The sequence below is a fragment of the Coleofasciculus sp. G3-WIS-01 genome (assembly GCF_040223135.1).
In the GTDB taxonomy this organism is placed as follows: Bacteria; Cyanobacteriota; Cyanobacteriia; order Cyanobacteriales; family Coleofasciculaceae; genus Coleofasciculus.
In genome coordinates this window covers 67,724-77,892 of record NZ_JAVJZI010000139.1, presented here as the reverse complement: position 1 = coordinate 77,892, position 10,169 = coordinate 67,724, and the positions used below count along the sequence as shown (strand labels likewise).

The following is a 10,169-nucleotide window of genomic DNA, read 5'->3' as shown; positions in this document are numbered from 1 at the left end:
AACCCGCCCCTACATTGGGTTTTTGGTTAGGTGAAAGGTTGGGGCAGAGCGGGTTTAGTTACATCTGAGTCAAAAAGAAACGATAGTTGTAAAACCCGCCCCTACAAACCATGCCCTTGAAGATTCTCCAGCTCGTTTGTACTCAACTAGGCTTGACATTGTTGCAACTGATGCCAAAGAGACTCGATCTGCTCTAACGCCTGATCAGGAGACAGTTTACCCGCCGTTTGCAGGTTGCAAATATAGCTGACTCGCTGGGCAAACTCTTGCAGATTGGCATTCAGCACCAGATGCTCCGGCTTAACGGCTCCGCGATAACGGGCACGGGGATACAGAAAGTTGTGTTTGGATTGCTTCATGGCTACCGCCCCCCAACTATTGCAATTAATTCCTAATTAAATATAAGTTAACCCCATTTTTACCTGAGCTGTCAAGTGAACCTGATCGTGGCGCGATCGCATTATCTGCCATGGCAATTGTCGTGTTGACCCACAGTAGCCAGTTGTTCAGCGCAGACATTTTGCCACTCAAGAGCCATTCATCCGTTTTGTCATAAAACTTAATACTAGCTTATTGATAATTTCTCTAAACTAGCGCTATCTTATTGAATATCTTTTGCAATAATCCATGCCAATTTTGTCCGATCAGTGTCGCTCATTCTTGCCAGAACATTATTCCGCAACATTCAGTTGTAAATCTCGATTAGCGATCCCAGCCAAGCCAAAACAGTCTTGTCAGAAAACAGCTTGAGGGATCAAGGTTCATCCATAGCGTTTTTCTTAGGTTGTTGAAATGTCTAATCCCGATGCACTTTGGCTCCATGTCAGTCCAGCTTTAGCACGATTTGATCGTCCCTTACTGAGTCATCTTTCGGAGTATGGCGCGATCGCTCGGTGGCACTATCACCAAACACTGGACGAACCGACATCTCTAGACGCCGCCTTAGTATTACTCCATGACTATCTCAAGTCTGGCGATCGCCCCCTGCATCTTCTCGGACATGGCACAGGCGGATTGTTAGGGCTATTGTATGCCCATCGCTATCCTGAACCTGTGCGATCGCTAACACTTCTATCTGTCGGCGTTCATCCGGCGGTAGATTGGCAAGCACACTATTATATGCAACGCCAAATGCTGCTCCTACCCCGCGACGTTGTGTTAACCCAGATGGTTTACAACCTGTTTGGCTGTCACTGTCCCCTGATGGTACGAAGACTCATACCTGTTCTCAAGCAGGATTTAATCAGTTCATTATCCCCTCATTCCTTATATCAGCGCCTGAGTATTCCAGCGGCGGAATCCCCGGTTCCCTTGTTAGTTTGTGGTAGCCGTGATGATGTCGTCATTGACTCGGATTTACTCCTGGGATGGTATCCCTGGTTAAAACAGAATGATCGCCTCTGGCAATGTGCCAATGGACGCTACTTCTTCCATTACTTTCATCCGCAACCCGTGAGTGAGCAAATTGTAAATTTCTGGACATCTCTGGGTTTATCCTCTTCAACTCCTTGTCCATTAGAAATTCATCCATCTGAACAGTCTAACTCTATTGGAATTAAACAGTTTCCGCGAGGTAATGATGCTTAGTGAAGTTTCTGTATTAATCACTAATTTGCCCATTAACCATCAATAAGCCAATGTCTTCATTTACGCCAATCCCCTCTACATTTTCCACCCGTCTGCATGTTGTGTATCCCCAAAAAGCGTTTAATCGCAAAGATTTGCTACCTCTGATTTCAGACTATATTTGGGAAATTGAACAAGGTATCGTGCGATCGCTAACTTGGAATGAAGAGGGTCAACTGGTTACCCTTGGCTTTTGGGGTCCCGGAGATGTAGTAGGACGAAGGTTATCTCGGATCAAGCCTTACCAGGTGGTTTGTTTGACCCGAGTACAAGCGAGTCAGATCCCTTTAGAGAGTTACTCTTTACAACAGGCGTTACTGATTCATGCTTGCAAAAGCGAAGAACTATTGAATATTCTACATCAGCACTCTGCCTATGCTCGCCTGCTACATTTCTTGGAATGGCTATCCTGGCAATTTGGGCAAACAGTTCCTCAGGGTAAATTGCTTAACTTTCACCTGACTCATCAGGATATTTCCGAGACGATTGGGCTTACTCGGGTAACTGTTACACGCCTGATCAATCGTTTGGAACAGGAAGGGAGGATTGTGCGATCACATCGAAATCTCATCCTCACCACTGGTGAACCTTCTCGGTATAATGAATAAGCATTTTGGAAGCATCAAAACCTTGATATACCGTAGGGTGGGCATTGCCCACCAGCCTTAATCAGCGTGCCTTATTGACTTTTGAGCGTTAGAAATCCAGCACTTTGTCAGCCGCTAAAATTAAGTTAGGGATTTCATCATTCTCCAAGGCAAGTTGGCTTCCAGGACGCAGAAAATTTTCATCAATCCCGACGGCGCTAGCACAAACCGGACAGACGATAATCTTGCGACCTGCTGTCACAAAATCCTCATAGAGTTCAGCAACAGTCATAGTACCGTTTCCCCAACGCAGATCTAAGGGTTGTCGAGCATCTGCCAGTCGCACGCCTTCCAAGGTTAGCACCAGTGTAACCTGCGCCCCTTTCCTTTGCATATTGCTTCCCAGCTTCAGCGCCATAAAAACAGCGTGAAGATCATCGGTGCTGTGTTTAAGATGCACAATAATGTTCTGCTGGTTAGCGGCGGTAATTTCCTCCCCTGTGTTGGGTATCATCTCGCCTGGTTGCGCGTAACTCGGTAATGGCGTAGCTAGCGGTAATACCAGCACTGCGCCTAAAAGTGCGATCGCACTCTATGCTCATGTCATCATACAAGTCTGTTAATTCCCGCGATCGCGTCTTTTTTTTTAGTGGCGATAAAATCGTGCTGCCAATCTTGAGAGTTTGTTTCAGTCATTTGTCAGGCGCACAAAAATGCCCCACACCACAAACGGCATTCCTCCTAACCCATACAATAAAATCGCCAACCCCACTTGCAAACCAATATAGTGCTGATGGCAGAACCGATAAAATTGATCATCAGCAATGTCTTGAGTAAACCGAGACAATTCAGTTTTTGCGGGCACCTCATGCATTAACCAACTGATATGACTCCACCACAATCCCTGAGTCGAATCATGCGGATCAAAGGGTTGATCACTATACAAATGATGAATTCGATGGTAACCAACCCAACCCAGAACCGCTCCTTGTCCCGCCAACGTACCGCAAAAAATCAGACAATATTCCAACCATTGAGGCACTTGTAAACTACGGTGACTGGCTAAACGATGGAAACCCAAAGAAATACCGAGTCCAATGGTTATCCAGTGCAACAATAGGGCAACACCGACAGCACTCCACTTAAAATTACTGGGCAAAAATGCCAATAGAGTTAATAGGTGTAACGCGCCAGTCGCGAGAATAATTGTCCAACGTGGACGGGGTGAATTTGACATGCAAATGCTCAAAAATTTAACAATTATTACCGAAAACAAGGCTGAAATTCATGCCAACGCCGACGAACTTGTCGGTCACATTCAGGAGGGGAAATTTTTAGGTTATGCAACAGATGAATTTCGGTTTGAGTCTGCGCCGTGAGTAGCAAGATTACATCTTCGTCAGGGTGATAACGATCCACCAGTCGCAGAAGTTGGTCAATGACACCTTCCTCAAATTTGTGTGCTTGTTTGTGTGCTTGCATTTGACTCACCACCTGGGGTTTGGCAATGAATTCAGCACGGAACGGTATCCAATCCAGACTGATTATCTTTGATGCGATCGCGGCATCCTGCACATCCACACAAACCATCCCGCGACCGGATTCAACATAACCGTTCCAAGCGTAATACCCAATCACCAACAAATTGGCATGAATAAACTCATTTTGCCAATAGCCAAAATTACCTTGCCAAACACTATTTTCCGGACGCATGGGTTTCCTCCCGCAGCATTTTTGCCGCTTCTACCATATTTTTCAACGCCGGAATCACTTCGTCCCAATGGCGAGTTTTCAAGCCACAGTCGGGATTCACCCAAATTTGTTCAACGGGCAAATTAGCCACTCCTGTCCGTAGTTGTTCCAGAAGGTGTTCTGTTGTGGGAATCACTGGACTATGGATGTCATAAATCCCATTCCCCACCTGATGAGCATATCCAGCATTGGTAATTTCAAACAAGGTTTCATTATTACTGCGGCTATTTTCAATCGATAAAACATCCGCATCCAGACGCTGAATGTGCTGAATAATATCCCCAAATTCAGAATAACACATGTGAGTATGAATCTGGGTTTGGGGTTTGGCAATTCCAGCACTGAGACGAAACGCATCCACTGCCCAAGACAGATAATCCTGCCACCGTTCTGGTTTCAGCGGTAAACCCTCTCGCAATGCCGGTTCATCAATCTGAATAATCGTCGCTCCCGCTGCTTCTAAATCCGCCACTTCTTGCCGCAAGGCTAAGGCAATTTGGAATGCCTGTTCCTGTCGGGAAATGTCGGTACGGGGGTAATTGCTCTAAACCGGATAAATGCCGAAATCGTTCTGGAATCAATCCCAGATAAATGGACCAATCGAGTACAGAGTCATAGAGGGTAGCGTCACCAATCCCAATGCGATCGATACCTGCTTCACGTTGGGTTTTCCAGTTGGTTTCTTCAACCTGGCGCACGGTTTCCCGTAAGGATTCTGCGTCTAATTTTTCACTCCAGAAAGATTCTAAAGCTTTTTTGACTTCGCGGTTTTTGCCGATGCGAGGATAGCCTAATGTCGCGGTTTGAATGGACATGGTTTCTCTGTGTTTAATTAAGGTGTAATAGCCAGGATTTGATCAAGCGCTAAGGGTAGCACTTCACCATCAAGGAACAGCACTCAAGCTATCTAATGCCTCAGGCAATTAATCGGTGTTACTGGAGTCATTAGAGCGATGAAATACTATAGGTTGTGTTTAATTGGTGCAATTTCCTCAAAGGCAGAATCTGTGCCAGAAAATCCGGTTCAACGGTTCAGGCGATTCTGAAACCGGGCGGGAACGCCTCGGATATAGTAATGCTATATTTCTGGACAGCAGAAACACTGCCTTGGGTGGATAAATTGCCAAACCAATCGAGTAATACCAGCTAGCATCTGTAGCGTATTTCTGGCACGATCAGAGCGTGAAATCGCGGGATGGGACTATTCATGATTGTATACATCTGTACCTCGCAGATGGATGAAATGATTTGACTGAAATTGCTTGACATTCGGCGGGCATTCTGACTCAGAGACATCAGTCTCATTACAGCTGCGGGACAGCGTCGGATTTGCACCGAACTTTCCCCATTACTTCTAACGGCTGCTCCCCGTTAGAACCGAACGTGATTTTCACTATATCACCATCATGTCTTTTTTGTCTCCCCTGCTCCCCTAATTTTGTCCACCTTCCCCACCTTCCCCACCGACAGAGTATTCTTTCTAAGTAGCATTTGGGAAGAATATAAACACCGTGATTAGAGTATTTGATTCAAGTGCATTGATTGCAGCCTGCGGTTCTGCTAGTGGTGCTAGCCATTTCTTTCCGCTTCAGCCGTAACGAATTGTCCGAAAGTCCACACGGTTTGTATCCGGCTCATAAAGTGTGTAGGTGGCTTTTCCGGGTTCTCGTCCCACATTACCCACCCCAATGACTCGACGAGGAGATGCTGTTGCTATCTGAACCGACTGTTGACCCTCAAGCGTGGTGATTTGTGAAGATACAGAACCTCCTTGCAGTTGGCACTCAAAAGTTAGACCTGATCGACCACAAAATAGGTTAGTTGCACCCACACGCATCAAGCGATCGCACATCTGCCAAGGGGGTGTCTGAGGCGTCAATTCATCATCCACACTCACGCTGCTACCATGAATCAGTAGACAATCGAGTTCTAAGAACCCAAAATCTAGGCAGCGAATCCATTCAACCGTTTGCCGGGAAACAGCATCCCAAAGCAATTTTACGGTGTCAGCACCATAGTTCTCAATCAGTTGAGTCGGTTCACCTGTAGCTGCTAATCCATGAAGAATCAGACATTGTTCCTCCCACCAACCGGTACAGATTTTGGGTAAACATTCGTTGGGTTTCGGAGAACGAATTCGCCGCACGACCTGTTCACTTTCGGGTCGAGAACTAATAAAATCCCCCAAAATATAAATATCATCCATCCCTTTAGTCTGGTGTTTAACATCGGATATTACTGCTTCATAAGCAGCAATATTTCCTTCAATTCCACTTAAAATTGCCCAGTTTTCCATAGTTATTCAGTGTGTGGGAGAATTAAAATTAACGGTGGAGAACGTCATTTGTCAGGCTTTAAAGACAGGATAAACGTGACAACCGTCTGCCTTCTTTAACCGATGACCAAGAAGGGTTTATCGCGCACAAATATGAGTTGGGTCATCCGCTTTTTCGGCATACTCCAATCCTCGCGCCAATCGCCACGCAAAAATAGGAGGTAAGCCTTTATCAATAATTGCCGCACAGGTTTTTTGGTAGTCGTACTCAACCTCCCTCAACGTTACCTGTTCGGTGTCAGTATCGTAAATAACATAGGTAGCATTCGGGCGTCCGTGACGAGGTTCTCCGACAGAACCCACATTGATAATCCGTTTCAGCCGAGCCTGGAAAGTTTGCTGTTGTTGCTGTTCCTCGCTACTAATCTTGACTTGCAGTTGACCCGCTTCTAACGTCCGCACATAAGGCAGATGGGTATGTCCACAGAAAAGAACATCAGCACCCGTCGAGAGAACTCGTTCCACAGCTAAAAAAGCATCTAACTCCGGCAACAGATATTCATGATTACTGTGAGGACTCCCATGAACAAAACAGAGGTTTCCTTCCTTTAAGCTATAAGGCAGTTGGGCGAGGAATTCTCGTGTTTCAGGGTGAATTTTCTGATTCGTCCATTCGTGAGCAATGCGTCCTCGTTTTTCAGCTAATAGTGAAGGATAGGAACATTCGCAAGCGTTTAATCCTTCAACAACATCTTCATCCCAACATCCCTGACAGGTGGGAATATCGAGAGAGCGAATTTGTTCGACTACAGCATTGGGATGGGGTCCATAACCCACTAAGTCGCCAACACAAACGATTTTGTCAGCGTTTTGGTGATCAATATCTAATAAAACGGCATCTAAGGCTGGGTAGTTTCCGTGAATGCAGGAGATAACAGCAAGTTTCATACTACTTCTTCTTCGTCTGGGTCTAAAATAGCTAACGATTCTTTGATTTGTTGTTGGTAATGATGAACAGCTACATCCGATAAACAGCAATCTTTCAGTGTTTGGGCGATCGCGCTCTTATCCAACGCCACACCCACCACCTCAATCCCACTGAAGCGCTGGGGACGACCTTCAAGCCAACGTGGAAGCGCTAATTCGGTGTAGGTACGATTGATCCCCGCGACAAAATCAAAATAAAAGGCGCGTCCATCGGCTAGGTCAAAAATTCCCTTGGCTCGATTCACATTGCCATAGGCTCCCTGGGTTAACTCAGCCCAAAAGACATCCAGACTAGCTGGATCAATCACTTGACCGCTAATCGGCGCACGCCAAAGCTCAGGATTTCCCTCTGGGGTGGCAATTTTCACCCCAGGCACGACTTGGTCTGCCCAAACGTGCCATCCGGTATCCTGAACATTGGGTGGCATCACGGCAACGCGACGATAGCAGAGGTGATCTAATACGGACAACACTGGCTCGACTGACTCTAAATCCAGATGAAATCCCAGTTCCATATAGGCAAGACACTCCAGCCGAGCTAAGTCTAACAACCTATACTCATCCCCTTCTTTGAGAAGTGTAACTTGGGGAAATTCAACAGTGATACCCGTTATGTCAATGGGAACAGGCTGAGAACCCGGACTAAAATACAGCACGGGTTGATCGGCAATAGCTAGCTGTTGTCGAATCCAAGTGGTTTTTCCGGCTCCTGGTAAACCAGCGACAGCAATAATCATTGAAGAACATTGTGGGAATGATTCTCATTATAATAACTCAAACGGGTGGATGGATCGCGTGATCGGGCAAACAGCACCGTGGTATCGGGCGCTGACGTTAATTGAACGAATCCCAGGCTCAGGGACAATCAGGGAAGACTCTGACACCTAGAGCGAATTTATTCAACAAATTCGTGCTTTAATTAACAAAGAATTGAGTGAGTGAGTGATAGATAGGGAGGTGGCTTGCTTGTTCCCCTTAGAAAAGGAACGTCGCTCGGAGCGTACCAATCACTACATCCGGATTTCGCGCGGATTGGTTAGGCGCCGTCAACCAAATTACACCAGGAGTCAGATAAATATGATCGGTCAGCTTATACCGATAGAATCCCTCAATATGCCAAGGAATCGCATTATCTGGAATCAGGTCAGTAGAATCTTCTCCTAAATCAGAACCCAAGAACCAATTTCCCCCAGTCTGGAACGGTGTTGGAACTTCTGCTCTAGTCGCATAAGGAGAAGCGCCGATAACCAAACCACCGAGATTTCCTTCCCCTCCTAAGTCGGGAAACGCCAGAGCGATGCCATAGGTAAGAATATCAGCGCTACTGCCTTCATACTCTACATCGACGAAGCTTCCCCCTTGAAAAATGCTGGCGCTGTCCGGGTTACTATTGACGCGACTGTAGGCAAACCAGCCATTGATGGCAAACTGAGGACTCACTTGCCACAACGCACCAACACCATAGGAATCAACCGATACCTCTTGAGCCGGAATAATCGGACTATTGCTCAAGGCTGTTCCTTGATCCGCCAAAAAGATGGGTGTACTGCTAAACGGACCCCTCGCAGGATGATAGCTGTGGTTATAGGTCAAACCAAAGGAAAAAGTATCGCTGGGTTTGACCGTTAATTGTGCCAAAGCCGAATATCGACCGCCAAATAAACCCCCAGCGAGAGGATTCGTCGAACGGGCGGAACTGGGTTCATTGGCGTATGTGGCGATATAACCCGCACTCAGACTAATGGCATCACTCAAGTGGTAAGTGAATCCTAGACCGGCTCCTGACTCAAAATTATAAATGCCACTGCGTTGTCCAAAAACCGACAGAGAACCTGTACCCCCATTGTCGTCATCCCAAAGACTAAACGTGGTGGGGATGTAGTCGTGATGTTCTCCGCCAGCTGCCATAATTACGGTTCTCAGCTTTTCACCCAGGGAAAACTCATAGCTCAAACTCGTCAACCCTACAGTATTATTAGCAGGTAAGGACGCGATATCGTTAAAGGTTTGCTGACCTTCAGGGGAAAATTCCCGTCCCCCAAAGAAACCAAACAGGGGATTCGGACCATATTGAAATCCGCCGTCGCCTCGATCGGGGTGGGGAAAGTTCCCACTGGCAAGTCCTATTTTTAACTCATCCTCACCCGTGAAACTGGTAAGGAAATTGAGGCGAACGCGGTTGGCAAAAACCGTATTTTGTTCAGGACTTTCACGAGTTATGGTTCCCGTTGGGCTAAAGACTGACGGGAACGTTACTTGGGTGCCGTCTCCTGCTAAAACATCGGTAACGGCGATGATGACTTCTCCTTGCAGTTTGGTGGTGGTGGAAAACTGATTCGCTTCCAGAGACGCGGTACGATCTTCCAGATTATCCACCCCTGTACCCAAAGTGGCTAATTCGGTTTCAAAGTCTTGTACCAGCCGTTGCAAAGTGTTTACATCGTCCTGGTGACCTAAATCCCCTGGGTTTTCCGCGAAGATACGCTCGATTTGCTGCAAGCAAGCATTCAATCCGGCGGCAAATTCATACCGACTCAACGCTCGATTCCCTTGAAATGTGCCATTGGGATAGCCAGCGATACACCCATAGCGCTCAACCAGAGTCCGTAAGGCTTCATACGCCCAGTCTCCGGGGAAAACATCCCGCAGTTGAGACACGGAGTTAACTTGGCTCATGGGATCAGCTTCCTCTGGAAAAAGCACCACCAATTCATCGACGTGGAACTGAACACTGGACGTGGACGGGACTTCACGGATGACTTCTTCCCTTGCCACGGCAGTATCAGCACCACCACACAGCAGGACAACCGCTGAAATACCGACAATCACCTTACCCCGGAACCTGTACATTTGTAGCATTTTCTCCTCCTCACACCTTCGTGGGTGAAAATGAAAATCATTCTGATATATTTGATTATGATAATCATTATCACTCAAAAAGG

Annotated in this window: 12 protein-coding genes, 2 pseudogenes and 1 riboswitch; of the genes and pseudogenes, 3 read left to right on the top strand and 11 right to left on the bottom strand. The window is 46.7% G+C overall.

Translation table 11 applies throughout. The features are described from left to right. Positions 1-146: 146 nt before the first annotated feature. Both RIM23_RS13950 and RIM23_RS13945 read right to left on the bottom strand, forming a co-directional pair. Complete coding sequence (locus RIM23_RS13950; protein WP_446367849.1) at positions 147-359, bottom strand: DUF7219 family protein; 213 nt, start codon at positions 357-359, stop codon at positions 147-149. A gap of 25 nt (positions 360-384) precedes the next feature. Then, positions 385-519, bottom strand: a complete 135-nt coding sequence (locus tag RIM23_RS13945) for a hypothetical protein (protein ID WP_446367848.1) — start codon at positions 517-519, stop codon at positions 385-387. 273 nt (positions 520-792) lie between these two features. On the opposite strand from RIM23_RS13945, the gene RIM23_RS13940 reads away from it, so the two are divergent. Together RIM23_RS13940 and RIM23_RS13935 are read left to right on the top strand one after the other, a co-directional pair. Next, entirely contained in the window at positions 793-1,587 is a 795-nt protein-coding gene (locus RIM23_RS13940; RefSeq protein ID WP_446367847.1) for an alpha/beta fold hydrolase, read from the top strand. A 50-nt stretch (positions 1,588-1,637) separates the two neighbouring features. Then, entirely contained in the window at positions 1,638-2,234 is a 597-nt protein-coding gene (locus RIM23_RS13935; RefSeq protein ID WP_446367846.1) for a Crp/Fnr family transcriptional regulator, read from the top strand. Between the two features lie 88 nt (positions 2,235-2,322). Here RIM23_RS13935 and RIM23_RS13930 read toward each other — a convergent pair whose 3' ends face one another. From RIM23_RS13930 to RIM23_RS13910, 5 genes and pseudogenes are all read right to left on the bottom strand, one after another. Next, positions 2,323-2,781, bottom strand: a complete 459-nt coding sequence (locus tag RIM23_RS13930) for a DsrE family protein (protein ID WP_446367845.1) — start codon at positions 2,779-2,781, stop codon at positions 2,323-2,325. Positions 2,782-2,913: 132 nt separating this feature from the next. Further along, a pseudogene (locus RIM23_RS13925) lies at positions 2,914-3,450 on the bottom strand (acyl-CoA desaturase); the annotation flags it as partial. Between the two features lie 26 nt (positions 3,451-3,476). Continuing rightward, complete coding sequence (locus RIM23_RS13920; protein ID WP_446367844.1) at positions 3,477-3,926, bottom strand: hypothetical protein; 450 nt, start codon at positions 3,924-3,926, stop codon at positions 3,477-3,479. Further along, a pseudogene (locus tag RIM23_RS13915) lies at positions 3,910-4,506 on the bottom strand (5-methyltetrahydropteroyltriglutamate--homocysteine S-methyltransferase); the annotation flags it as partial. The gene RIM23_RS13920 and the pseudogene RIM23_RS13915, both read right to left, overlap by 17 nt. After that, the gene (locus RIM23_RS13910; RefSeq protein WP_446367843.1) at positions 4,394-4,780 is read right to left on the bottom strand and encodes a hypothetical protein; all 387 of its coding nucleotides are present in this window, start codon (positions 4,778-4,780) and stop codon (positions 4,394-4,396) included. The gene RIM23_RS13910 and the pseudogene RIM23_RS13915, both read right to left, overlap by 113 nt. Before the next feature lie 155 nt (positions 4,781-4,935). Between RIM23_RS13910 and RIM23_RS13905 the strand changes: the two genes are divergently transcribed. Then, the gene (locus RIM23_RS13905) at positions 4,936-5,115 is read left to right on the top strand and encodes a hypothetical protein (protein WP_446367842.1); all 180 of its coding nucleotides are present in this window, start codon (positions 4,936-4,938) and stop codon (positions 5,113-5,115) included. 104 nt (positions 5,116-5,219) lie between these two features. Beyond that, positions 5,220-5,362: riboswitch (cobalamin riboswitch) on the bottom strand. A 191-nt stretch (positions 5,363-5,553) separates the two neighbouring features. Here RIM23_RS13905 and RIM23_RS13900 read toward each other — a convergent pair. From RIM23_RS13900 to RIM23_RS13885, 4 genes are all read right to left on the bottom strand, one after another. Continuing rightward, the gene (locus tag RIM23_RS13900) at positions 5,554-6,261 is read right to left on the bottom strand and encodes a metallophosphatase (protein ID WP_446367841.1); all 708 of its coding nucleotides are present in this window, start codon (positions 6,259-6,261) and stop codon (positions 5,554-5,556) included. A 117-nt stretch (positions 6,262-6,378) separates the two neighbouring features. After that, positions 6,379-7,188 (bottom strand): metallophosphoesterase family protein, encoded by an 810-nt coding sequence (locus RIM23_RS13895; RefSeq protein ID WP_446367840.1) that lies wholly within the window; start codon positions 7,186-7,188, stop codon positions 6,379-6,381. Then, positions 7,185-7,964, bottom strand: coding sequence for a GTP-binding protein (locus tag RIM23_RS13890; protein WP_446367839.1), 780 nt, complete (start codon positions 7,962-7,964; stop codon positions 7,185-7,187). The genes RIM23_RS13895 and RIM23_RS13890 overlap by 4 nt, the downstream gene beginning before the upstream one ends. Before the next feature lie 238 nt (positions 7,965-8,202). Further along, the gene (locus RIM23_RS13885; protein ID WP_446367838.1) at positions 8,203-10,086 is read right to left on the bottom strand and encodes an iron uptake porin; all 1,884 of its coding nucleotides are present in this window, start codon (positions 10,084-10,086) and stop codon (positions 8,203-8,205) included. Positions 10,087-10,169 lie beyond the last annotated feature (83 nt).

What these genes read in the sequence shown, in the direction of transcription:
- RIM23_RS13945 (WP_446367848.1), bottom strand. Translation starts at nt 519, where the DNA reads ATGTCTGCGCTGAACAACTGGCTACTGTGGGTCAACACGACAATTGCC.
- RIM23_RS13895 (WP_446367840.1), bottom strand. Translation starts at nt 7,188, where the DNA reads ATGAAACTTGCTGTTATCTCCTGCATTCACGGAAACTACCCAGCCTTA.
- RIM23_RS13890 (WP_446367839.1), bottom strand. Translation starts at nt 7,964, where the DNA reads ATGATTATTGCTGTCGCTGGTTTACCAGGAGCCGGAAAAACCACTTGG.
- RIM23_RS13910 (WP_446367843.1), bottom strand. Translation starts at nt 4,780, where the DNA reads ATGTCCATTCAAACCGCGACATTAGGCTATCCTCGCATCGGCAAAAAC.
- RIM23_RS13920 (WP_446367844.1), bottom strand. Translation starts at nt 3,926, where the DNA reads ATGCGTCCGGAAAATAGTGTTTGGCAAGGTAATTTTGGCTATTGGCAA.
- RIM23_RS13900 (WP_446367841.1), bottom strand. Translation starts at nt 6,261, where the DNA reads ATGGAAAACTGGGCAATTTTAAGTGGAATTGAAGGAAATATTGCTGCT.
- RIM23_RS13950 (WP_446367849.1), bottom strand. Translation starts at nt 359, where the DNA reads ATGAAGCAATCCAAACACAACTTTCTGTATCCCCGTGCCCGTTATCGC.
- RIM23_RS13940 (WP_446367847.1), top strand. Translation starts at nt 793, where the DNA reads ATGTCTAATCCCGATGCACTTTGGCTCCATGTCAGTCCAGCTTTAGCA.
- RIM23_RS13935 (WP_446367846.1), top strand. Translation starts at nt 1,638, where the DNA reads ATGTCTTCATTTACGCCAATCCCCTCTACATTTTCCACCCGTCTGCAT.
- RIM23_RS13885 (WP_446367838.1), bottom strand. Translation starts at nt 10,086, where the DNA reads ATGCTACAAATGTACAGGTTCCGGGGTAAGGTGATTGTCGGTATTTCA.